Source organism: Lysinibacillus sp. IITD104 (assembly GCF_036698265.2).
GTDB lineage: Bacteria > Bacillota > Bacilli > Bacillales_A > Planococcaceae > Lysinibacillus > Lysinibacillus boronitolerans.
The window spans coordinates 671,994-696,595 of record NZ_JBAHYH020000001.1 but is presented as its reverse complement, the minus strand read 5'-3'; the positions used below and the strand labels follow the sequence as shown (position 1 = coordinate 696,595).

The window sequence follows — 24,602 nt, the reverse complement described above, 5'->3', positions numbered from 1 at the left end:
AGTTTTTATTGTTAAACAAATAAGAAAAAATATTTTTACTGAAATACGTCCTAAAACGTAATTTTTATATATTGTGTAGGTGAGTCGAGTAATGTGTTACTCGTTTAATTTCAACCATGCTACTGCTTCACAATGCGTCGAATGTGGGAACATATCCACTGGCTGGATTTCCTGTGTGTGATAGCCGCCATCCTCTAAAATGCGAAGATCGCGTGCTAGTGTAGCTGGATTACAGGATACGTAGACCACTCGTTTTGGTCGTTGCTCTAGAATAGTAGTTAGCAGTGCTTCATCGCAGCCTTTGCGTGGTGGATCAACTACTAGTACGTCTGCTTCCTTGCCCTCTTTATACCATCTTGGGATGACTTCCTCTGCTGGTCCTGCCTCAAAATAAGTATTTGTAAAACCATTAAGCAATGCGTTACGCTTGGCATCTTCAATCGCTTGTGGGACAATTTCCACGCCCATGACAGCCTTTGCTTTTTGAGCAAGGAATAAAGAAATCGTACCAATTCCACAATACGCATCAATGACACGTTCATCTCCCTGTAAGTCAGCATAATCTAGTGCTTGCTTGTAGAGGACCTCTGTTTGCTCTGGGTTGACTTGATAGAAGGAGCGAGCCGAGATTTCAAAACGTACGTCACCAATAGTATCAATAATAATGTCTTTACCCCAAAGGTTGATTGTGTCATCACCAAAAATAACATTGGTTTTCTCACTATTCACATTTTGCATAATCGATGTAACGTTTGGCACTAGCTTTTGGATTACTGTAATAGCTGCCTCTTTTTGTGGAAACTTTTTCTTTTTCGTTACAAGGACAACCATGACTTCGCCTGTTGCTCGTGCTTTACGGATAACGACATGACGCAACATGCCCTCATGTGTATGCTCATTGTAAGAGCGAATACCTAACGTTGCTAATTCCTTTTTCAAGCCTGCAAGAATTGCATCTGCTTCTCCCGTTTGAATTAAACAGCGATCCATATCCACAATGCTATGCGTTTTTGTTTTATAAAAGCCTGCAATTGCTTGTCCTGTTTCATTTTCAGAGAAAGGAATTTGCGCTTTATTACGGTAGTGCCAAGGTTCTTTCATACCTTTTACTGGGTGAACAGGTGCATGAATTTTACCAATGCGTTGCATCACATTGCGTACCATATTTTCTTTCCATTTTAGCTGCCCCTCATAGGATAAATGCTGTAATTGACAGCCGCCACACTGCTTGAAGTAATTACATGGAGCTTCAACACGGTCTGGAGATGGCTTGATAATATCTATTACCTTTGCAAAGCCATAGTTTTTTAATGTTTTTAACACATGGATTTCGGCCGTTTCGTTTGGCAGTGCACCTTGTATGAATAGTGGATAACCATCAACCTTTGCGACACCATTACCATCATGTGTTAGATCTTCTATATAAACTGAAAGTCGTTCATTTTTTTTCACGGGTGCTGACATTCGTACATCCTCCATTTCAATCTCCTTATTGTAGCATGTGTTGGCAAATGAAAAAAGAACAAGACTTGGCTGTTACGTGTCTCTGCTAATTAACTTGAAAAAAGAGTCGCTATTCGCGACTCTTTTCCTGCTCTTTTGTAATATGATAATCTCTTGGTGCCCACCAAAATGCACACAAGATCCCAAGAATGACGACAATAAAAGGTGCATAAAAAATTAAAAAACTTTGCATACGTGCTTTCCTCCTATGCGTGATTGTCTTCTTTTCCTGTCACATATTTTTTATTGAATAAGAATAGTTTCATCAATAAATAAAGTGAAGGTAGAAGAAGACACAGTCCTAAAATAAATGCGATAACTAATGCGATCGCCATTTGTGTGCTTGTAAAGCTATCGTAAATGGTTAAGTACGGATACAGTAGGTATGGATATTGAGCAATTCCATAAGCAAAGAAGGCTACGGCAAATTGAGCAATTAGGAGCCCAACTGCAAGTCCGTACTTTTTCCGCATGGCAATGAGTACGACTGTGACAATAAATAAGACAGCTGAAATCGCAAACATCCACCATAAATTCACCATATGACTGTAGCTCTCTGGGTTGATGGATTTCATTTCATACATAATGCCCAGAGCACTAATCATAAGCGGTGCTGCCCACACAAGTGCATATTTTCTCATCAGTTTCGTTGCTTCGCTATCATTTGCTTTATGCGCGTACCATGTTAAAAATACGGCTGAAATATACAATACAGCAGCGATACTTAGCACCACAATGCTCCAAGCAAATGGACTTGTGTATAAAGTCCAGTAGTTCAGCACAGGTTGCCCATCAATTAAATCAACATAGCCTCCACCAGCAATAGCAAAGACCACAGACAAGGAAGCGGGAATTAATAAACCTGCCACACCATATGTCAGCGTATATCCGATATGTCCCCGTGTACCATACGATTCAAAGGCATAGTAGGAGCCACGAATTGCCAACAGTACAAGTGAAATACTGACTGGCACAAGTAAAATCGTTCCGTAATAAAAAGCAGTTTGTGGGAAAAATCCTACGATTCCTACAAAGAAGAATACTAAAAAGACATTAGTAACTTCCCAAACAGGCGATAAATAACGTTTAATAATATTTGTTAAAATATGATTTTTTCCAATAAGTAGGCTGTATGCATTAAAGAAGCCAGCACCAAAATCGATTGATGCGACGATGACATAGCCAAATAGGAATATCCATAATACTGAAATACCTAAAATCTCTAATGTCATAGGATGTCACCGCCTTTTTCAGAGTGGCGATCTTCAATCTCGCGTTCGATTGGGTTCTTTTTAAACATTCTTACCAATACGACAATACTTCCCACTGCTAATACTGCATAGACTCCTGCGAATAAAAGCAGCATTAAATCCACATGGTCGCTCGTCGTAGCTCCCTCAGGCGTACGCATTAGTCCATAAAGTATCCATGGTTGACGTCCAACCTCGGCAAGCCACCAACCTGCTTCAATCGCAATTATTGAAAGTGGTCCTCCCGCTACGATAATCCATCTATACCAACGTGAATGAATAAACTGCCAGCCCCGTGCTTTCCCTACAACATAAAGTAATGAAACTAGCACCATAAACATACCAATGGAAACCATGATATCAAAGAGATAGTGAATATAGAGTGGCGGTAAATCCTCTTCCTCAAATTGATCTAAGCCGGTTACCTCTGCATTAGGATTAAAATGTGCAAGAATGCTTAAAGCATACGGAATTTTAATAGCATATTTAACTTCTTCTCCATCTAAGACACCAAATAATACAAGGGAAGCCTTACCTTCTGTTTCAAAATGCCATTCTGCAGCGGCTAGTTTTTCGGGTTGATATTCAGCTAAGTATTTTCCTGAAAAATCTCCTATTACAGCGGCTGCAATGGAGAAAATCAAGCCAATTTTCATTAATAAAAGTAGTGACTTTTTATGGTATACATGTTTCGAGCCCTTTAACATTCTAAATCCTGCAATAGCTGCTAGGACAAATGCCGATGTCATGTACGCTGTCACAAGTACATGTGCAACCTTTGTTGGCATGGCTGGGTTAAACATTGCAAGAAAAGGTTGAATATTAACAAGTTCTCCGTCTACAATATCAAATCCTCTTGGTGCGTTCATAAAAGCATTAACGATGGTAATAAAGACTGCCGACATCGACGCTCCGACAGCTACAGGGATTAACAATAGCATATGCTTTTTCTGACTATCAAAGCGGTCCCAAGTATATAAATAGATGCCCAAGAATATGGCTTCAAAGAAAAATGCAAACGTTTCCATAAAAAGTGGTAACGCAATTGTTTGACCAGCAAGTTGCATAAAGTTAGGCCACAATAATGAAAGTTGTAAGCCAATTGCGGTTCCAGTTACCACGCCGACTGCTACAGTAATGACGAAACCACGGGCCCAACGTCTTGCCATTAAAATATAATGCTCATCATTCTTTTTATACCCAGTCCATTGAGCAATCATAATCATTAACGGAACGCCCACACCAATAGTTGCATAAATAATATGGAACGATAATGTTAACTCCGTTAATGCTCGGCTCCAATAGACCGCTGATTCATTAATCATCTCATTTGCCCCCTTAACTTCCAAATATTCTTCCAAGAATAGAAAGTAGCATAATGATTGCAACACCAAAGCTTAGCCATATAAGCTTCTTTTCTTGTGACTTATACAAAGGCAACACTTCCTTTCCCTTATCCATACCCCCATTTTCCACTATTCCAACGAAAAAAACCTTAATAACGGACCGAAATTTCAGTCTATTATTAAGGTTTCAAATTTTGTTCAAGTAATATACGCACATTTGCCAAACATTTTTCTAATTTCATTCACAATCTTGCTTCTAGTGCTTAGTTTATGGGATTTAGTCAGTTTTATTCTAGTGATGGAATTTTTGTTAAGAGGATTTGGAGAGGTAACTTTACCTTTGAGAGCACTTCAAGCAATCAACCAAAAATACAAAATAAAGCTCATCCTCAATAAAATTGGATGAGCTTTTCGGGTTCATTAAATACGGTCTTCTTCTCGAATATCTGCTAGTGGGACAAAGATTTCGATGTGACGCTTTAGGTTTTCAAATGTAGCAGGGGCATCTCCGCCATATTCGCCATCGAGGTTAAGGTGGACCTCATTTTCTGTAGTAACTTTAACAACGCTAGCTTTTTTGTAGATGACACGATCATCATTTAAATGCTCGCCTCTTAATGCCATGGCAGCTAGTTGAATAAATTCAGGAAGACTAACTTTTTTTAGCACTATTAAAGTAAAGTAGCCGTCATTAATACTTGCATCAGGAGCTAGTTTTTCAAAGCCGCCTACTGAATTCGTTAACCCACATAGGAACATCATAGCGTCGCCATCAAATACTTCCCCATCATATTCAATGCGCATATGTGAGGCTTTGATGGATGGAATCATCTCAACTGCCTTTACATAATAGGCTAACTGACCAAGCATTGTTTTCATTTTGCTTGGTACTTCATAAGTTAGTTCTGTAATACGTCCGCCAGCAGCAATGTTGATGAAATAGCGTTCGCCATTTAAGAGTCCAACATCGACTGGTAATGTATCCCCTTGAATAATAATGTCTACTGCCTCTTCAATATTTCGAGGGATATGCACGGCACGGGCAAAATCATTTGTAGTGCCCATCGGAATTAGACCAACTTTCGGACGGTTTTCAAATGGACTTACACCTGAAACAACTTCATTTAATGTGCCATCTCCACCCACTGCGATGATGATATCAAAACCGCGTTCTACCGCATTTTTTGCTGCAAGCGTTGCATCGCCTTCACATGTTGTTGCATGACAGGATGTCTCATAGCCTGCTACCTCTAGTTTTTCCAACACCTCTGGTAGATGTTTCTTAAACACTTCGCGTCCAGATGTAGGATTATAAATGATTCTTGCTCGTTTCATAACATACCTTCCTGCTTCATAAGATTCTACTTCATTCAACGATTTATACGTTGAAATGTTGCAATGCTCTTGTTATTTTTGTAATGCTTCTGTTACTTGCTTCTTAAAGTCCTCATAAACATATGTCCAATATGTTTGATTTGAGATATTTTCCTCACGAATTTCTGCATACAGAGCCTTTTGAGCCTCTTCAAATGTTGGATCTTCTTTATCTGGTAAGCTTGCTCGTTTCGTTACGACGAACTCTTGTAATTCAGGTGCACGTGGTCCCCATTTTCCAATCACTTCACCAGCATCATCTAGTAAGAGATAAATCGGAATTGCACGACCACCGTTTGTTAAATACCGATCAATTAGCTCTGTATCAGCATCACGGAAAACAGTACGCATTTCTAATCCTGCTGCTTCAGCAACACGGCGAATAATCGGATTATTTAACATTGCGTCTCCGCACCAATCTTCTGTAATGGTTAAAATGTTAGGTTGCTTTTCCTTTAATAACTCGATAAAACCATCGTTTGTTGGTACTTGAAAGCCATCATAAATACGAAAGCTTTCTTCTTTCAACGTCGTCATGTTCTCCATATATTGTTGTATTGATATAGCTTCATTAAAATACTGTTGTTCTGTTTTCATTGGCTCGTCCCCCTTATTATTATCTATTCTATATTTTGCTATGAATACTCTTTTTAAACAACTATTAAGTTTCGTAAAATGCAAATTTGTTACATTTTTTGCAAATTAATAGCCGAGGGAGCAAGGAAGCTCTCTCGGCTATTATGTTACAACGAGTATTATCGTTTGGCAATTTCTTGTTGTAATAATTTATTAACCATTGGTGGGTTAGCTTGACCTTTTGTTGCCTTCATAATTTGACCAACTAAGAAGCCAATCGCACGGTCTTTACCATTTTTGAAGTCCTCGATAGATTGGGCATTGTTATCTAAAACTTCTGTTACGATAGCTAGTAATGCACCTTCATCGGAGATTTGAACTAAGCCTTTTGCTTTCACAATATCCTGTGCAGAGCCGCCATTTTCTACTAATTCAGCAAATACTTTTTTACCGATCTTAGAAGAAATTGTACCGTCCGTGATTAATTTCACCATTTCAGCAAGGTTTTCTGGTGTTAATGCTGTATCTTTAAGATCTTTTTGCTCTGCGTTTAAATAAGCAGAAACATCACCCATTAACCAGTTAGCAGAAAGCTTAGCATCTGCGCCATTTGCTACCATTGCCTCGAAGAAGTCTGAGATCTCTTTAGAGATAACAAGAACTCCAGCATCATATGGTGTTAAGCCTAATTCTTCAACATAACGCTTTTTACGGGCATCTGGAAGCTCAGGAATTTCAGATTTCACACGCTCTAACCATTCATCATCTATTGATAGACGAACTAAGTCAGGCTCTGGGAAGTAACGGTAATCATCTGTTCCCTCTTTAACACGCATTAAAATTGTTTTACCTGTTTTTTCATCGAAACGACGTGTTTCTTGCTCAATCACGCCACCTGATAACAATACATCTGCTTGACGTAATTCTTCATGCTCTAAACCACGACGAACATAGTTGAAGGAGTTCAGGTTTTTAAGCTCTGTTTTTGTACCAAATTCTTCTTGACCATACGGGCGAATAGAAATATTGGCATCACAACGTAGTGAGCCTTCTTCCATCTTACAATCAGATACGTCAGTATATTGAATAATCGATTTTAATTTTTCTAGGTATGCATATGCTTCGTTTGGTGTACGAATATCTGGTTCAGAAACGATTTCAACCAGTGGTGTACCTTGACGGTTAAAGTCAACTAGTGAGTGGTCACCAGCATGTGAAAGCTTACCAGCATCTTCTTCCATATGAAGACGTGTGATACCGATACGTTTTGTATAGCCGTCTACTTCAATATCAATCCAACCATTTTTACCAATTGGTTTATCGAATTGTGAAATTTGATAAGCTTTCGGATTATCTGGATAGAAGTAGTTTTTACGGTCAAATTTTGTCTCTTGTTCGATTTCCATATTGAGTGCAAGCGCTGCACGCATAGCGAAATCTACTACATTTTTGTTTAGGACTGGTAGGACCCCAGGATAGCCTAAATCAATTACTGTTGTATTTGTATTTGGTTCAGCACCAAAGTGAGCTGGTGCTGGAGAGAAGATTTTTGAGTTTGTTTTCAACTCAACGTGTACTTCTAAACCAATGACTGTTTCAAAGTTCATGTTATTTTCCCTCCCACATTTGAGGAACTTCTTTATGGAACTCAGTTGCTTGTTCAAAAGCATGAGCTACACGGTAAATAGTCGCTTCATCGAAGTATTTACCAATTATTTGTAAACCTAATGGTAGACCATTTTCAAAGCCACAAGGAATTGAAATCGCTGGTACACCTGCTAAGTTCATCGGGATTGTTAAAATATCGTTAGCATACATTGTCATTGGGTCATCAACGTTTTCACCAATTTTGAATGCTGGTGTTGGAGCTGTTGGTCCAATGATAACATCAAAGTCTTCAAATACTTTATCATAGTCTGCTTTGATCAGTGTACGTGCTTGTTGTGCTTTTTTGTAGTACGCATCATACGTACCTGCACTTAGTGAGTAAGTCCCTAGCATGATACGACGTTTTACTTCATCACCAAAGCCTTGTGCACGTGTTTCTTTATAAAGATCCATTAAATTTGTCACATTTTCTGCACGGAAACCATAACGGATACCATCGAAACGAGATAAGTTAGAAGACGCTTCAGATGAAGAAAGGATATAGTACGCAGCTAGTGCATATTTCGAGTGAGGAAGTGATACTTCTTCTACAGTAGCGCCTAAGCCTTTTAATACCTCTAATGCTGCAAGCACTGATTGACGAGCTGCTTCACCAACACCCTCACCAAGGAATTCCTTTGGTACTGCGATACGTAAGCCCTTTACATCACCAGTAAGAGCTGCAGCGTAATTTGGCACCTCAACATTCGCAGAAGTCGAATCATTTGGATCTAATCCAGCAATGGCTTCTAGTAATAGCGCATTATCTTCAACATTGCGTGTAATTGGCCCAATTTGATCTAGAGAAGATGCGAATGCAACTAGACCAAAACGAGATACACGACCATATGTAGGTTTCATCCCTACAACACCGCAGTAAGCTGCAGGTTGACGAATTGAACCACCTGTATCTGAACCAAGAGAGAATGGTACTTCACCTGCTGCTACTGCTGCTGCAGATGCACCTGAAGATCCTCCTGGTACGTGGTTTAAGTTCCATGGATTTTTTGTTGTTTTATAGTATGAGTTTTCGTTTGAAGAACCCATTGCAAATTCGTCCATGTTTAATTTACCGACTGTAATCATGCCAGCTTCACGTAGCTTGTTGACAACAGTTGCATCATAGATTGGCATAAAGCCTTCCAGAATTTTAGAGGCACATGTTGTTTCTAAGCCTTCTGTTACGATGTTGTCTTTCACACCGATTGGTAGACCGAATAATGGTCCACGCTTTTCAAATGGTACTTTATCCATTTCAGCAGCTTGGGCAGTTGCTTTTTCTTCGTTTGAAGCAAGGAATGCTTGTACATCGCCATCAAGCTTTGCAATACGCTCGTATGCTTCTTTCGTTAAGTCAGCGATTGATAAGTTACCCGCTTTAATTTCCGCTTGTAACTCCTTAGCTGAACGTTCAAATAACGTCATGAGGAATCCTCCTATGTTTTAGTATTACATGATAGCTGGTACTTTTACTTGACCATCTTCTTGTTCTTTTACGTTTAACATCATTACTTCGCGGTCTAAACCTTTTACTGCTACATCTTCACGCATTACATTCACTAATGGTAAAACGTGCGTTGTTGGTTCAACATTTGTTGTATCCAGTTCATTTAACTGCTCCGCAAATTCAGTAATTTTTCCAAGCTGTTCAGCAAATTTCTCTGCTTCTTCTTCTGTAATTGCAAGACGCGCTAAATTTGCCACGTGCTTTACTTCTTCTTTTGTTAATTTAGCCATTTTTCACACCTCCGAATACTTGTTCAATTCATTGTTTTTATTGATAACAATAGGGTTGAATAAAGTTAACCATGCCAATAATCATAACATTTTTCATATTAAAAATCACAACTTTCACTAAAAATATAGAAACTTTCACTACTATAACAAAGTGTTGTCTCTATCACCCTGTAGTGTTCCTCAATTTCTATCCATCTATATAAAAAATATAGCCAGCACAAAGGCTGACTATATTAATCATAAACATGCACATAAGGGTCTTTGTCGTTGGGCTTTTTAATGATTAATGCCTCAGGACCATTCACTGAAGTAACACTCACTTCCACATGAATATTATCAAATTGATTGATTAATATACCCGTCAAATATTGTGTAAATCCTATTATTTCTGCTTTACCGAAAAATTGGATCGGAATTTCAATCGAAAGATTTTGTATTTGTTTATTACGATAAAAACCAGTACCAATCACACTTGTGTAGTTAGAGAAGTATTTATCAACATCTTGTTTAAAATTCTTGAAGTTATTGTTGACGTCTCGGTATACATCTTGTGAATCATCTGTTGGGAATAAGACGTAATTTTCATCTATACCTTTCCACTCATCGATGTTATTCTGTCCAGATTTTGCTACACCATAACTAAAATAGGTCCCTGGAATAATTTGATTGCGGGCTTGTTGCTTAAACAAACCAACCACAATCGGTACATCCTTTAACTCATCACGTGAACGTAAACGAGAAACGATTTCAGCAGCCATTTTTTTGCCTTGCTCAATAAGAGTAGACTCTGAAATTGGTTCCTCGTAATATTCGCCATACTGTTCTTTTTGATAATAATAGATAGAATTTAAGGCAAGACCGATTGAAATCCCACCTAGTTTTACTTTATTATCCTTCGTTTTTGTTAAGTAGTTTTGCTCTACAATATGGGATAAATAAACTGGAGCCTTTGTTGCTCGCTCCTCTGGTGTCATTGTATCTGTTGTCGGTGGATTTAATCCATCCTCTGTTTGTGAACTACGAGCAAGCCAAGAGCTTACTGTACTTTCAGCTAAATATTGACCTTCTTGGAAGTAGTAGTTTTCTGTGTCGAACTCATTTTGAGATAAACGCATTAAACCTGATTCAACTTCCTTCATATCATATTTCGTATAAACGTTAGATACCACTAGACCTCTACTTGCACTCTCTTTATAAGGGATAAGCGTCTTATAATAAGATTCATCAATTTGTATGCTTGGGATAATTGTTGTTTCAGCTTTTTCTTTCTGTTGCGTTTCCTGTGTAAGCTCTGTCTCCTTCTTATCAGAAGGCACACAGCCGACTAGCATTGCAGCAGCTACGATTGCTGGAATGAGTCGAAAAGACTTCATTATTTAGTGCTCCTTTACTAATAGTCAATTTTAGGTCGACGAATCTTTTCGACGCCTTGATGTAACGGTTGTGCACTCCACATCGCTTCCTTCTTAGAAGGGAGAATGTTGTGCGCTTATTAGATGAGGTTAAGTTGTTCAATTAAGTTATCTTCAGTCCAAACTTCAATACCTAGTTGCTCAGCCTTTGTTAGTTTAGAGCCTGCATCCGCACCTGCGATCACCAGATCCGTTTTTTTGCTGACACTACCCGTGACTGTACCACCTAACTCTTCTATTTTCGCTTTTGCTTCGTTGCGTGTCAATTGCTCAAGTTTACCAGTTAAGACAATTGTTTTACCTGCAAAAGGACTATCACCTATCGCCACTTCTACTTTTTTACCTTTATATGTCATATTCACGCCTGCCTCAGCAAGACGCCCAATGACTGCTCGTGCATCTTCATTCGAGAAATACTCCACTAACGATGAAGCCATTTTATCGCCAATTTCATAAATTGCCACAAGCTGTTCCTCTGTTGCAGCCATCACCGCTTCCATTGAACCAAATTCTTCTGATACAATTTTGGCTGCTTTTTCACCAACATGACGAATTCCTAGTCCAATTAATAAACGCTCCATCGAATTTTCCTTCGAAGCTTGAATAGCATTTACTAAATTAGTGGCTGATTTTTCGCCCATACGTTCCAATTCCACCAGTTGCTCCACCGTTAAATGATAGAGATCTGAAACATCATGTATTAAATCTGCACGCAATAATTGCTCCACTACTTTATCCCCAAGACCATCAATATTCATGGCGTTTCGAGAAACAAAATATTTTATGCTCTCTGCAATTTGGGCAAAGCAGGCTGGATTTACACAGCGCAGGGCCACTTCGCCTTCAATACGAATCAATTCACTATCACAAACAGGGCAATTTTTTGGCATAACAAAAGGTACTGAATCCTCAGGACGTTGCTCTATTAGCACACCTACAACTTGAGGGATAATGTCTCCAGCCTTTCGAATAATAACTGTATCTCCAAGACGAATATCCTTATCACGGATTAAATCCTCATTGTGTAAAGAAGCGCGTTGAACCGTTGTTCCCGCTACTTGGACTGGAGTTAAAATCGCTGTTGGAGTAACAACACCTGTACGTCCTACTGTTAAATCAATATCAAGTAACGTTGTAACAACTTCTTCTGCTGGGAACTTATAAGCAATCGCCCAACGTGGACTTTTTGCTGTATAGCCTAGCTCGTCTTGCTGTGCATAACGATCCACCTTAATCACGATACCATCAATTTCGTACGCTAAAGTTGGACGATTTTCTGTCCAATGTTCTATAAAGGCCATTACTTCTTCAATGGTTGTGCAACGTTGACGCTCTTTGTTAGAAGGGAACCCAAGCCCCTCTAAATAATCAAGCATTTCTGCATGTCCATCCATTCCATAAACCTCACCATCTCCACCAATGGCATAGATAAAAGTTGATAGTTGGCGACTTGCTGCAATTTTAGGATCTAATTGACGTAATGAGCCAGCAGCGGCATTCCGTGGATTAGCAAATAATTCTTCCCCATTGCTGGCACGTTGCGCATTTAATTTTTCAAATGATTTTTTTGGCATGTACGCCTCACCGCGTACTTCGATTGTAATAGGCTCTTTTAAACGTAATGGGATCGCTCGAATGGTCTTTAAATTGGCGGTAATGTCTTCTCCTATCACACCATCTCCTCTTGTAGCCCCTTGTACAAACATGCCATTTTCATATTTTAATGAAATAGCCAAACCATCTATTTTTAGCTCGCATACATAAGAAAATTGGTCTCCGATTGCCTGACGCACTTTACGATCAAATTCTCGTAAGTCCGCTTCATTAAAAGCATTTGAAAGACTAAGCATTGGGTAATCATGAGTCACTTTCCTAAAGCCCTCTACCACTGCTCCACCAACACGCTGCGTAGGAGAATCGGGGTAAATAAGGGATGGGTTCGCTTCTTCTAATGCAATCAGTTCCTGTAATAGCTGGTCATAGACACTATCTGCTACGACAGGTTTATCTAATACATAATAGGCATAGCCATATTCATGTAATAATTTATTTAACTCCGCTATTCGCTGTTCTATTTCGTTCATTTACCGTTCCTCCGCTTACGCTTTTTCAATCGGTGCAAATTGAGCAAGTAATCGCTTAATACCAATTGGTTGTGGGAATGCGATATCAAGCTCTGTACTATCACCTTCACCTTTTACACTAACAACCATACCTGTTCCCCATTTTTTATGAATCGCCTTATCTCCAGCCTTCCACCCAAATTGATCTCCACCCGTTGCTTGTAAACGTGCTGTAGCAGGTTGTGTTTGCTGAATAGCACCAAGTGTACGCTTTTGAAGGCCACCTGTTGAACGATTTGTAGCAAATGGTACTGTTGATTTTGTCCCTGCCTTCGAAATGGACTCTGTAATATCTTGAGAAATTTCACCTAAAAATCGTGAGGCATTATTAAAGCTTGAACGACCAAAAATCGTTCGGCTTTGTGCACATGTCAAATATAAACGTTCCTCAGCGCGCGTCACACCAACATACATAAGGCGACGTTCCTCTTCCATTTCATCTTGATCGTCTAGCGAACGGGAATGAGGGAAGATGTTTTCCTCCATACCGATAATAAAGACAACAGGGAACTCTAAGCCTTTAGCGGCATGCATCGTCATTAAAATAATATTGCCCTTAGATGCATCCTCTTTGTCGAGTGCATCTATATCAGCAATTAGGGCTAAATCTGTTAAAAAGGCAATTAAGCTTTTATCATCACTGCGCTCCTCAAAAGCCTTTGTGACAGATAGAAACTCTTCAATATTTTCTAAACGGCTTTCTGCTTCAATTGTTTTTTCGTTTTGTAGCATTGCTCGGTAGCCTGATTTATCAATAACTTGCTCTACAATTTCAGTGACAGATAGATATTCCTGCATTTGTGTAAAGCCTTTAATCATGGCATAAAATTGCTCCGCTGAATTTGCTGCTTTCCCTGATAGCCCCATAAAGACAAGATCATTCATCGCGTCAAAAATTGAACGATCCTGATCTATTGCATAACGTGCCATTTTTTCAAAGGAAGTTGCACCAATACTGCGCTTTGGCTCATTAATAATACGTGCTAGTGATAAATCATCATCATTATTGGCAATAAGTCGTAAGTATGCTAGTAAGTCCTTTATCTCTTTTCGATCATAGAACTTTGTTCCGCCTACTATTTGATAGGCCATATTGGACTTAACAAGCACTTCCTCCATTACACGAGATTGAGCGTTTGTACGATATAAAATAGCAAAGTCATCAAATGAACGATTTTCTTTTTCAATTAACTGTTGAATTGTTTGTACAACAAATTGCGCTTCCTCTTGCTCGTTATAAGCTTTATATAGTGCAATCTTTTCACCCTCTGAATTTTCTGTGCGTAATTCTTTTGGGTAACGTGTTGTATTATTTTGAATGACGTCATTGGCTGCCTGTAGGATGCGTTTAGTTGAACGATAATTTTGCTCAAGCATAATCACCTTTGCAGCTGGATAATCCTTCTCAAAGGATAGAATATTTCCAATGTCTGCACCGCGCCAACGATAAATAGACTGATCGGAATCCCCTACAACACAAATATTTTTAAATTTCTTTGCCAGTAACTGTACAAGTAAATATTGAGATTTATTGGTATCCTGGTATTCATCTACATGAATATATTGAAATTTATTTTGATAATATTCTAGCACTTCAGGTACACGTTTAAATAAAGTAATCGTTGTCATAATTAAATCGTCAAAATCGAGGGATTGGTTACGGCGTAATCTTTTCTCATAGCCTTTATAGACACGTGCAACAGTTTGTTCATAAGGGTTTTTATCATTCATTTGTCCAGCGTAATCATCCGCTGTTATACACTCGTTTTTTGCTGCACTAATAGCATTTAAAATTGCTCGTGGCTCAAAACGTTTTGGGTCAATATTTTCTTCCTTCATCACATTTTTAATGACTGAAAGCTGATCCGTAGAATCTAAAATAGAGAAATTACGAGAAATGCCTAGCTGATCGATATTACGGCGTAAAATTCTTACACACATGGAGTGGAAAGTCGATACCCACATGCTATCGCCAGTACCATTGCCAAGAATGCCATCAATACGGTCACGCATTTCTCGTGCTGCTTTATTCGTAAATGTAATCGCTAAAATTTTAGAAGGATATACTTCCTTTTCGATAACTAGGTAGGCAATACGATGTGTTAAAACTCGTGTTTTTCCTGACCCAGCACCCGCCATAATCAGTAATGGTCCTTCAGTTGTTTTAACTGCTCTTTCCTGTTCAGGATTCATGCCTGCTAGTAAATTTTTTGTTAACTGTTCCATTTCGCACCGCCTTACAAACATTTGTTCTAAAATTATAACGTATTTTTAACAGCCTTAACAGTCGCAAGTGCAGCTTTTAAATCTTCGTAAATAATATTTCCAACTACTACCGTATCTGCAACCTGCGCCATTTCCTCTGCTTGCTTTGCAGATGTTATGCCACCACCATAAAAGAGTTTAGTATGCTTTAGTTCGTTTTTAACAGCACTAACTACCTCTAGATTGCCATACATTCCACTGTACTCTAAATAAAAAACAGGCAGTTTAAAGAAATTTTCTGCCATGCGTGCATAAGCTACCACATCATCAATCGTTAAATCTGTTTTCGCACCCGTTACATGGGCTACTTTACAATCAGGATTTAAAATACAATAGCCTTCCGCTACTAATTCATCCCATACCATAATATCGCCGTATTCCTTAATAGCCTCATGATGTAAATTTTTAATCCATTTTGGATCATCACTATTTAATACCGTTGGAATGAAATAATAGTCATAACCTGGTGTTACCGCATCGATCGTAGAAATTTCAAGTGCTATTGGCACCTCAAAACGACGCACGCGAACAAGTAAATCTAATACCCCATCTAATGTTACATTATCTGTTCCACCAACCAAAATAACGTCTGTCCCAGATTCACAAATTTTTTCTAAGTCTTCATCTGAAATGTCCTTCGCTGGATCTAGCTTGAACACATGTCTCCATTCTAAATAATCCATCTATGTTTACCACCTATCATTTTCTATCTATTCGTTTACAAGTATAGCTTATGATTCACGACAAAAAAATGAAAAAGACCGAGTAGAACTTCTACTCAGCCTTTTATCTGACTATTCTTTTGGTGCTTGAAATGGTTTTTCATCAGGATACAAACGACCTAACATTTCATCATATGTATCATTCCCATAATCGAAGCAGCGACGCACACGCGAAATAGTTGCAGTACTTGCCCCTGTTTCCTTTTTAATGGATTCGTAGGTTTTCTTTAATCGTAATAAATGTGCAACCTCAAAGCGTTGTGCCAACGATTGAATTTCACTAATCGTACATAAATCATCAAAAAACTTATAGCATTCCTCGATGTCCTTCAACTCTAACACTGCTTTAAATAATTGATCTGTTTGATGCCCCCGAATTTTTTCGATTTGCATGCAATTTTCCTCCCTTTAAGGCTGCGTTTTCACCATTGCTTGTAACCCTGGCGAAGATGGTACGAAATGAACCCACGACTTTCCTGGTACAAGCTTTACAGGATCCCCTGTTTGCTCTACAGCCATTGGTATTCCATTAACATTAGCCCATTTGACTTCCCTCAAATAGCCATTTTGAAATACATACGCATTTCCACCAGACGTTAAATCAATTGCTTGGCGACCAATATCATCAATTGTTTGGTGATCCATTTCGAAAAATAGAACATTTGCCAATGACACTGTTTCGCCTGTTAACATATCTTTAGTGTCCACGCTAGCCGATTGTCGTTCATAGTGATTAGTTTGATGATCATACACATACGCGTTATGGAAATCTTCATTATTTCCGTAATAAATGTCAACTTGACTTGTTTCAATACCTATTTTACCACGTTCATCTGGTTCATAAAAAGCCTGAAGTACTTTTTCACTGTAATTCATTGAAGCGCCTACCATTTCAGCACCTTTTAGAATGTTTTCTGCTGTAATATAGGAATTGTGTGGTGCAACGCGGTCGTTAGAACGTTTAAACAGAATACCATCATAAGCCATACCGTTGATATTGTCGACGATACGATGATCAAGCATTGTTTTCGCCTCTGGGCTATAGCCATGTGCTACATAAAAGGCATCAAATCCCTTGGCCATATCGATAAAATAAGAGCGTGCACTGCGAACTGGCCCAATATTTTCAGGCAGTTCACTTTGGTATACTGCTAAAAAGCGTGTCACATTACCTTCTGCAAGCATTTCATAAACAATATCCGCCGCAGCTAAGCCTGATTGTGGGCGTGCCGCTGGATGATTATTAATGGTTACGATAATTGGTCGCTGTGTAATTTCTTCTTTTACAGCCTCCCCAGTAAGTGGTGCAACAAAAGCTGGTTGTTGCACAGGCTCCTCCACAACTGCTTCTTCCTCTACAATTGGTTCATCATCCTCTTTGACTTTTGGTGTATCCTTTGAACATCCCCCGATCACCAAAGCACTAAATGCAATAGCAATCCATAATTTTCTCGATTTGAACACAAGCATATCTCTCCTTTGAACAATTACACATATTTGTAATTGTTTAAACAACTGAAACACTTTCATGAATTAGCGCATAACAGCAGGTAATAATAACTTATTCTTCATGACATCGAAAATTCCTTGTGGTGTTATACGAATATACGGTAAATGAGTAGATTGTAAAAATAATAGTGTATAAATGGCATCTCCTAATTGATAGCCTCGATCTGCTAAAGCTTGTTTTAAAGCCTTTTCTTTCTCTGTTAAAGTGAATACATCTCCATCATATAAAAGTCCACCAATTGTTAATGGGATATCCGCTATAACTTCTCCTTTTTCGACGAGAACAATACCACCATTCATGGCCTTCATTTCTTCGAAGGCTTTCATCATATCGTCTTTATTTTTTCCAATTAACAATATGTCACCCGTGTTGGAGTAAGAGGATGCAAAGCCTTGGACATCTGTTGCAAATCCTTTAATCATTGTATTTACATGCCATTTGCCTTTTCGGTTAATGAGCATTAAATAGCACTCATCATGATTTGCCAATTGCCCTTCTTTAGTGATTAAAGAATTATAAGGCTTTGTAATGACATCATTGACTAATTGAATACCAAACGGCATAGAAAACTGGAAATCCTGTGAATCTAATGAAAAATCTAAATCTAAAGCTGGGATGGCAGAATAATCAATTGGCGCCATTCTATGCACACGATCCCCATCACGCTTCAACCAGACACCCTTTGATATGACACTTTCTGGAACAGGATGATATTCATCTTGTAAAATATTGAGCGAAGCAAAACGCCCCGTCGCGATAAAACCATGTAAATTGGACATGTTATAATAACGTGCCACATTATAGGAAGCCATTTGATAAGCATCGATAGGAGATACCCCTGCATCTAAAGCTACTTGAATGCATTTATCCATCACACCATCCTCATGGAATGAAGGTGTCGAACCATCTGTCGTCATCATTAAATGATCAAAAATTGGAAGCTGTTTTTCTACTATTCCTTTTAATAGATGCGGTAAGTCCGGTCGAATGGAGGAATGACGTAATGTAACAGCATAGCCTTGCAGGATACGACGCTCTACTTCTTCCACTGTCATTGCCTCATGATCCCCATCAGCACCAAGCAGTTTCATGCGTGCCAACGTTCTTTCTGAAGCTCCTGGGAAATGTCCTTCAATTTTTTTTCCGAGTCCCTTAGCCATTTGCATACGATAAAGCATTTGATCGTCACCATGCAACAGTTTAGGCCAGCCTGTCAGCTCTCCACCAAGCAAGACATCACTTCGCTCTAACCACTCTAATATAGAGGTATTAGAGAAAACCTCTTCCTCTTGCTCCAATTCAGTTTGTGAATCAAAGCGAGTCCACCAATAAAAAGAAAAGGGCAGCTTTTTCAAACTCTCTAAAATTGAAAACGCTTTCTTATTTTCCAAATTTAAAACAAAACTTAAATTATCCGAAATAAAAGTCGTTGTCCCGAGCTGACCACAAAAATCTGCAAATGACTGTGGATGATAAAGCTGAAACGGATGAACATGTGGTTCAATATAGCCAGGTACAATTGTTTTTCCCGTACAATCCACCACTTCTGTTCCTTCTAATAAAGGAGGCATTCTGTCACCAGCATAGACAATGCGATCTCCCAAAATCCAAATGTTTCCTACAATAAATTGTTTTAACATACTATGCAAATAACGTGCATTTTTCAGTACGATATCTGGTGCCTTTTTCCCATCGATTACTGCTAATTGCTGACGTATTTTTGTTATTTTCCATACTGGATCCATACTATTCGCTCCTTCCTAAATTACGTAATTTTTCATTGTGTAAATCCAACTTGAAATCACATACTACTACTGCATAATCGCATATTTTCATAAAAATTATGCTTTATGCAATCATCTTGTTTCAATCGTAACACAGCACTTTCATAAAGCAAAGTGCACCTCGCTTATTTTTTCCACAATGACTAAAGGAGGAAGTATGATGATGCAGCAAGCAAATTTAAGCGAAAAGAATGCATTTTGTCGTTTTGCCATGGGGACGAGTTTGACCGCATTTGGTATCGCTAAAGTTTCTAGAAATCCTAATTGTACAAAAGGTCGATTAATGATTGCATTAGGTGCCATGAAAATGGCTGAGGGACTTTTTAAATATTGTCCAACGAAAGCACTTTTAAGCTCCAATATGCAGAATGCCATGAACACCTCTATGCAAAGTATGTTCAGCGGGCAAAATTCTATGTCTACTGAACAAATCGATAAGCTCATGAAGGATTTTTCCTCTGCTATAGCTGGTAATTCTTCAGGTTCACAAGCTACTGCTTCAAAACAATCTGACACCATCACTTCAACTCAAAATTCCTCAAATAGTAGCGATTCTTCAACGAATAAAGCTCAGAATCCTTCTTAGTCAAAGGAGCCGTCCCAATCTATTATTGAGACGGCTCTTACCTCTTACGTTTTGAAACAACAAGAGGTTTCAAAAGACGATGAAAAATATTTAGTGAAAATAATAATTACTTAAATGTACGCCAACCAATATCTTTACGGAAGAAAAAGTGCTCCCATGTTTCCGTTGCAATACCTTCATAAACCTTTTCCTGTGCTTCTTGTAAAGTAGCTGCTTTTGCACCAATTAACAGTACACGTCCACCATTACCAACGAATTGACCGTCTACTAATTTTGTACCTGCATGGAAAACTGCATGTGATGTCGAAAGTGCCTCTAAATTTGGTAATATCTTACCTTTTTCAACGTCTCCTGGGTAACCCTCTGCTGCAATGACAACACCAAGCATCGCTTCTTCTGACCACTGTAAATCAAAAGGCTGTTCATCCATTAGCGCCATCATAAATGCACCAAAATCTGAAACCATACGTGGCAATACAACTTGCGTTTCTGGATCACCAAAGCGAGCATTAAACTCTATGACCTGAGGACCTTTCTTCGTTAAAATTAACCCTGCGTATAAAATACCTGTAAAGGAAGCACCATCTGCCTCCATCCCTTTAACAGTAGGTTCTACAATCGTTTGAAAAGCAATATCAACTACCTCTTGTGGAATTTGTGGTACTGGTGAATAAGCACCCATACCTCCTGTGTTTGGCCCTTTATCACCGTCATAAGCTCGTTTATGATCTTGTGCAATAACCATCGGATAAATTTGCCCTTTATGCACAAAGGACATGAAGGAGAATTCTTCACCGTCTAAAAATTCTTCCACGACAACACGTGAAGAGGATTCACCAAAGCGTTGATTTCCAATCATATCCTCTACTGCTTCAATTGCTTCTTCCTCTGTCATTGCCACAACAACACCCTTACCAGCCGCTAAACCATCCGCCTTAATGACAATAGGCGCTCCTTGTTCTTTAATGTAGGCTATTGCTTTTTCTGCTTCAGAAAACGTTTCATGTGCTGCTGTAGGAATATTATATTTATTCATAATTTCTTTTGCATAGGATTTACTGCTTTCTATTTGAGCAGCCACTTTTGTAGGACCGAAAATACGTAAACCTCTAGCTGTAAAGAAATCGACAATGCCTTCAGCAAGCGGCTGTTCCGGGCCAACAAATGTTAATGCTATATCATTTTCCTTAGCAAATTGAGCGAGACCTGCGAAATCCATTGTATCAATAGCAACAACTTCTACCTCGCCTCGCATCCCATCATTTCCTGGCGCTACAAATACGTTGTTCACTGATGGAGAGATGCTAAATTGTTTAGCGATTGCATGCTCACGACCGCCGCTTCCGATTACTAGTACATTCATTTTTAGAGAATCCTCCTCTTTGTAAGTAAGACCGAGATGAACCAACATCTCGGTCTGTTTTGTTTCCTATATGCTTTAACAATTAATGTTTAAAGTGACGTACGCCTGTGAATACCATTGCAATGCCGTATTCATTTGCTTTATCAATGGAATCTTGATCTTTAATCGAACCACCTGGTTGAATAATTGCTGTAATTCCTGCAGCTGCTGCAGCCTCCACAGTATCACTCATTGGGAAAAATGCATCTGATGCTAATGCAGCACCTTTTGCTTTTTCTCCAGCTTGTTCAAAGGCGATTTTAGCTGCACCTACACGGTTCATTTGACCTGCGCCAACGCCAAGTGTCATGTGAGAGTCTGTTACAACAATCGCATTTGATTTCACATGTTTGACAACAGACCAACCAAGTTGCAATGCTTCCCATTCTTGCTCTGTTGGTTCACGATCTGTCACAACTTTAATATCCGCATTGCTAAAGCCATAACGATCTGGTTCCTGTACAAGTAGGCCACCCTCTACTGATACTACATTGAATGAATCTTGTTTCGCTTGCTCGAAAGGAATTGTTAGTAAGCGGATATTTTTCTTTTTCGTTAAAATATCTAATGCTTCTTGTGAGAAAGCAGGTGCAATAATAATTTCTAGGAAAATATGACTTAGCTTCTCAGCAGTTGCTGCATCCACTTCCATATTTAATGCGATAATACCGCCAAAAATAGATGTTGGATCTGCTTCATATGCTTTATCGAATGCTGCCTCTAACGTGACACCTGTGCCAACACCACATGGATTCATATGTTTCACCGCTACGGCAGCTGGCAATTCAAATTCTTTTACAATTTGTAAAGCTGCATTACCATCTTGAATATTATTGTAAGATAACTCTTTACCATGCAATTGTGTAGCAAATGCTAATGAAAAGTCAGAGCCAAGACGCTTTTGGTAGAAGGCCGCTTTTTGATGAGGGTTTTCGCCATAGCGTAAATTTTGCTTTAATTCATATGTCATCGTTAAGCTCTCTGGGAACTCTTCTTCAGTCAGGTAATTTGAAATATAGGAATCATAAGCGGCTGTGTGACGGAAAACTTTCGCAGCTAGTTTACGACGTGTTTCAATTGTTGTGGCACCGTCTGCTTTAAGTTCCTCTAATACAATTGCATAGTCATTGCTGTCCACGATTACTGTTACATATTGATGGTTTTTTGCAGCAGAACGTAACATTGTTGGGCCACCGATATCAATGTTTTCAATTGCATCATCCCAAGTTACATTAGGCTTTGAAATTGTTTCAACAAATGGATATAGATTAACACAAACAATTTCAATTGGCTCAATTCCATGCTCATTCATCTGTGCTTGATGAGACGCATCGTCAAACTTTCCTAATAGACCACCGTGAATCATTGGATTTAATGTTTTCACACGACCATCTAAAATTTCAGGAAATTTCGTTACTTCATCTACTGCTGTTACAGCTACTGCATTGTCCTGTAACATTTTTTTTGTACCGCCAGTTGATAAAATTTCATAACCTAATGCTACTAATTCCTTTGCAAATTCTAAAATACCATCTTTATTGGAAACACTGATTAATGCACGTTTTGTCACAACAATATCCTCCTAATTTTTATCGTGCTGTCCACGAACTGACCTTTAATAGATTAATAGAGTTAGGTCTTGTTTAAATTGAGTAGGGTTCTCGACCTAACTCCTTCTTCAGTTACTGTAATAATTGCTGTAATGCCTTTGTATATAACAAATGCTCTTGTTTATGAATTTCAGCTTCTGTTGCCTCGCGATTTCCTTCAATGACAGGTACCGCTGCCTGAGCGATAATTGGACCAGTATCCATCCCTTCATCAACAAAATGCACTGTTACACCTGTGATTTTCACACCATGATTGATGGCCTGTCCAATAGCGTCTTTTCCAGGAAAAGCCGGCAGTAGGGAAGGGTGAATGTTAACAATTCGCTGTGGAAAGGCTGCTAATAATACATCACTGATTAAACGCATATATCCTGCAAGCACAATCCATTTCACATCGCACTCATGTAAAGCTTCGATAATAGCTGTCTCATATGCTGACTTCGAGACAAACTCTTTTGGATTCAATGCTAACACTGGAATCCCAAAGTTTTCAGCACGTGTTACTACAAATGCTCCAGGCTTATCTGTGACCACAAGTGCGACCTTTGCATGAAGTTCACCACGTTCAATGGCCTCTTGAATGGCTTGAAAATTACTACCGCTGCCTGACGCGAACACGGCGATTTTTGTTGGTGCAGTCATTACACTAAACTCCCATCATGTGAGCCATTAAATACTACGCCATCACCTTTTATAACACGTCCGATTGTATAGGCCTTTTCACCATTTGCTTCTACTGCAGCAATTACTTTATCAGCTTCAGTTGCTGGCACAGCTATTACAAAGCCAATACCCATGTTAAACACATTGTATAAATCTTTATCTTCTAGCTGACCTTTTTCTTTTAGGAATTCAAAGATACGTAATACAGGCCAAGAACCTAAGTCGATTTCCGTTGCTAGTCCTTCTGGCATCATGCGTGGTAGATTTTCATAGAAACCGCCACCTGTAACATGTGCACAGCCATGTACATCTGCTGCCTTTAAAGCTGCTAGAACGGGTTTAGCATATAACTTTGTTGGCACTAGAAGCGCCTCACCGATTGGGCCTAGATCTTCATAGCCTTCTATAATCGCATCCACCGCATACTGATGATCTGCAAAGACAATTTTACGCACTAAAGAATAACCGTTTGAATGTACACCACTTGAGGCAATCCCAATCAGTACATCGCCTTCTGCAATTTTTTCACCTGTCACAATAGCAGACTTTTCACAAGCACCCACTGCAAAGCCAGCTAGATCATATTCATCTTCTTCATAAAGACCAGGCATTTCTGCAGTTTCGCCACCTATTAGGGCCGCACCAGATTGCACACAGCCATCTGCAACACCTTTGACAATTTGTTCGATTTTTGCAGGCTCTGCTTTTCCAAGAGCTACGTAATCTAAAAAGTACAGTGGTTCTGCTCCTTGGGCAACAATATCATTTACACACATTGCTACACAGTCCACACCGATTGTATCGTGTTTGTCTACCATGAAGGCTAGCTTTAGCTTTGTTCCAACACCATCTGTCCCTGAAATAAGAACAGGTTCCTTAAGATTAAGTTGTGACAAGTCAAACATGCCACCAAAGCCACCAAACGTCCCCATTACACCTAGACGGTTCGTACGTTCAACATGAGACTTCATTCGTTTTACGGCTTCATAGCCCGCTTCAATATTTACACCTGCTTGTTCATATGCCTTTGACACGCAGAGTTCCTCCTTATCATCCAAGTCGCCTAAGTTTCCTAGATAGAAATGACTGTAA

Annotated in this window: 21 protein-coding genes; 1 reads left to right on the top strand and 20 read right to left on the bottom strand. The window is 39.0% G+C overall.

Annotation, left to right across the window (positions count from 1 at the left end; genetic code table 11):
* Positions 1-96: 96 nt before the first annotated feature.
* The 16 genes from rlmD to V1L66_RS03480 form a co-directional block, all read right to left on the bottom strand.
* Positions 97-1,464, bottom strand: coding sequence for a 23S rRNA (uracil(1939)-C(5))-methyltransferase RlmD (gene rlmD / locus V1L66_RS03555; RefSeq protein WP_258860137.1), 1,368 nt, complete (start codon positions 1,462-1,464; stop codon positions 97-99).
* A 109-nt stretch (positions 1,465-1,573) separates the two neighbouring features.
* Complete coding sequence (cydS, locus tag V1L66_RS03550; protein ID WP_004225690.1) at positions 1,574-1,696, bottom strand: cytochrome bd oxidase small subunit CydS; 123 nt, start codon at positions 1,694-1,696, stop codon at positions 1,574-1,576.
* Between the two features lie 13 nt (positions 1,697-1,709).
* Entirely contained in the window at positions 1,710-2,735 is a 1,026-nt protein-coding gene (locus V1L66_RS03545) for a cytochrome d ubiquinol oxidase subunit II (protein WP_016995189.1), read from the bottom strand.
* The gene (locus V1L66_RS03540) at positions 2,732-4,078 is read right to left on the bottom strand and encodes a cytochrome ubiquinol oxidase subunit I (RefSeq protein ID WP_036076878.1); all 1,347 of its coding nucleotides are present in this window, start codon (positions 4,076-4,078) and stop codon (positions 2,732-2,734) included. Before V1L66_RS03540 ends, V1L66_RS03545 begins: the two co-directional genes overlap by 4 nt.
* A gap of 441 nt (positions 4,079-4,519) precedes the next feature.
* Positions 4,520-5,434 carry a diacylglycerol kinase gene (locus V1L66_RS03535; protein WP_004225701.1) on the bottom strand — a complete coding sequence of 305 codons (915 nt, stop codon included), beginning with the start codon at positions 5,432-5,434 and terminating at the stop codon, positions 4,520-4,522.
* 72 nt (positions 5,435-5,506) lie between these two features.
* On the bottom strand, positions 5,507-6,070 hold the full coding sequence (locus V1L66_RS03530; RefSeq protein ID WP_016995191.1) for a thioredoxin family protein: 564 nt from the start codon (positions 6,068-6,070) through the stop codon (positions 5,507-5,509).
* Between the two features lie 158 nt (positions 6,071-6,228).
* Positions 6,229-7,656, bottom strand: a complete 1,428-nt coding sequence (gatB, locus tag V1L66_RS03525) for an Asp-tRNA(Asn)/Glu-tRNA(Gln) amidotransferase subunit GatB (RefSeq protein WP_016995192.1) — start codon at positions 7,654-7,656, stop codon at positions 6,229-6,231.
* 1 nt (position 7,657) lies between these two features.
* Positions 7,658-9,121, bottom strand: coding sequence for an Asp-tRNA(Asn)/Glu-tRNA(Gln) amidotransferase subunit GatA (gene gatA, locus V1L66_RS03520; RefSeq protein WP_004225706.1), 1,464 nt, complete (start codon positions 9,119-9,121; stop codon positions 7,658-7,660).
* Positions 9,122-9,145: 24 nt separating this feature from the next.
* On the bottom strand, positions 9,146-9,433 hold the full coding sequence (gene gatC, locus V1L66_RS03515) for an Asp-tRNA(Asn)/Glu-tRNA(Gln) amidotransferase subunit GatC (RefSeq protein WP_274794581.1): 288 nt from the start codon (positions 9,431-9,433) through the stop codon (positions 9,146-9,148).
* 233 nt (positions 9,434-9,666) lie between these two features.
* Entirely contained in the window at positions 9,667-10,806 is a 1,140-nt protein-coding gene (locus V1L66_RS03510; protein ID WP_016995193.1) for a CamS family sex pheromone protein, read from the bottom strand.
* Positions 10,807-10,925: 119 nt separating this feature from the next.
* Entirely contained in the window at positions 10,926-12,929 is a 2,004-nt protein-coding gene (ligA, locus tag V1L66_RS03505) for an NAD-dependent DNA ligase LigA (protein ID WP_036076877.1), read from the bottom strand.
* A gap of 15 nt (positions 12,930-12,944) precedes the next feature.
* The gene (pcrA, locus tag V1L66_RS03500) at positions 12,945-15,194 is read right to left on the bottom strand and encodes a DNA helicase PcrA (protein ID WP_312126531.1); all 2,250 of its coding nucleotides are present in this window, start codon (positions 15,192-15,194) and stop codon (positions 12,945-12,947) included.
* Positions 15,195-15,226: 32 nt separating this feature from the next.
* A complete protein-coding gene (locus V1L66_RS03495; protein ID WP_036076874.1) occupies positions 15,227-15,916 on the bottom strand; it encodes a heptaprenylglyceryl phosphate synthase in 690 nt (229 codons plus the stop codon).
* 111 nt (positions 15,917-16,027) lie between these two features.
* Positions 16,028-16,348, bottom strand: coding sequence for a YerC/YecD family TrpR-related protein (locus V1L66_RS03490; RefSeq protein ID WP_004225717.1), 321 nt, complete (start codon positions 16,346-16,348; stop codon positions 16,028-16,030).
* Between the two features lie 15 nt (positions 16,349-16,363).
* Entirely contained in the window at positions 16,364-17,419 is a 1,056-nt protein-coding gene (locus V1L66_RS03485) for a DUF3048 domain-containing protein (RefSeq protein ID WP_016992376.1), read from the bottom strand.
* A 69-nt stretch (positions 17,420-17,488) separates the two neighbouring features.
* Positions 17,489-19,210, bottom strand: a complete 1,722-nt coding sequence (locus V1L66_RS03480; protein ID WP_036076871.1) for an adenine deaminase C-terminal domain-containing protein — start codon at positions 19,208-19,210, stop codon at positions 17,489-17,491.
* 199 nt (positions 19,211-19,409) lie between these two features.
* On the opposite strand from V1L66_RS03480, the gene V1L66_RS03475 reads away from it, so the two are divergent.
* The gene (locus V1L66_RS03475; protein WP_333005012.1) at positions 19,410-19,835 is read left to right on the top strand and encodes a YgaP-like transmembrane domain; all 426 of its coding nucleotides are present in this window, start codon (positions 19,410-19,412) and stop codon (positions 19,833-19,835) included.
* Between the two features lie 106 nt (positions 19,836-19,941).
* Here V1L66_RS03475 and purD read toward each other — a convergent pair whose 3' ends face one another.
* The 4 genes from purD to purM all read right to left on the bottom strand — a co-directional run bounded on the left by purD (position 19,942) and on the right by purM (position 24,544).
* A complete protein-coding gene (gene purD / locus V1L66_RS03470) occupies positions 19,942-21,198 on the bottom strand; it encodes a phosphoribosylamine--glycine ligase (protein ID WP_258860132.1) in 1,257 nt (418 codons plus the stop codon).
* A gap of 82 nt (positions 21,199-21,280) precedes the next feature.
* Positions 21,281-22,807: a bifunctional phosphoribosylaminoimidazolecarboxamide formyltransferase/IMP cyclohydrolase gene (gene purH / locus V1L66_RS03465; protein ID WP_312127144.1), complete on the bottom strand. Its 1,527-nt coding sequence runs from the start codon at positions 22,805-22,807 to the stop codon at positions 21,281-21,283.
* Positions 22,808-22,919: 112 nt separating this feature from the next.
* Entirely contained in the window at positions 22,920-23,489 is a 570-nt protein-coding gene (gene purN / locus V1L66_RS03460) for a phosphoribosylglycinamide formyltransferase (RefSeq protein ID WP_004225729.1), read from the bottom strand.
* Positions 23,489-24,544 carry a phosphoribosylformylglycinamidine cyclo-ligase gene (purM, locus tag V1L66_RS03455; protein ID WP_016992380.1) on the bottom strand — a complete coding sequence of 352 codons (1,056 nt, stop codon included), beginning with the start codon at positions 24,542-24,544 and terminating at the stop codon, positions 23,489-23,491. Before purM ends, purN begins: the two co-directional genes overlap by 1 nt.
* Between the last annotated feature and the right edge of the window lie 58 nt (positions 24,545-24,602).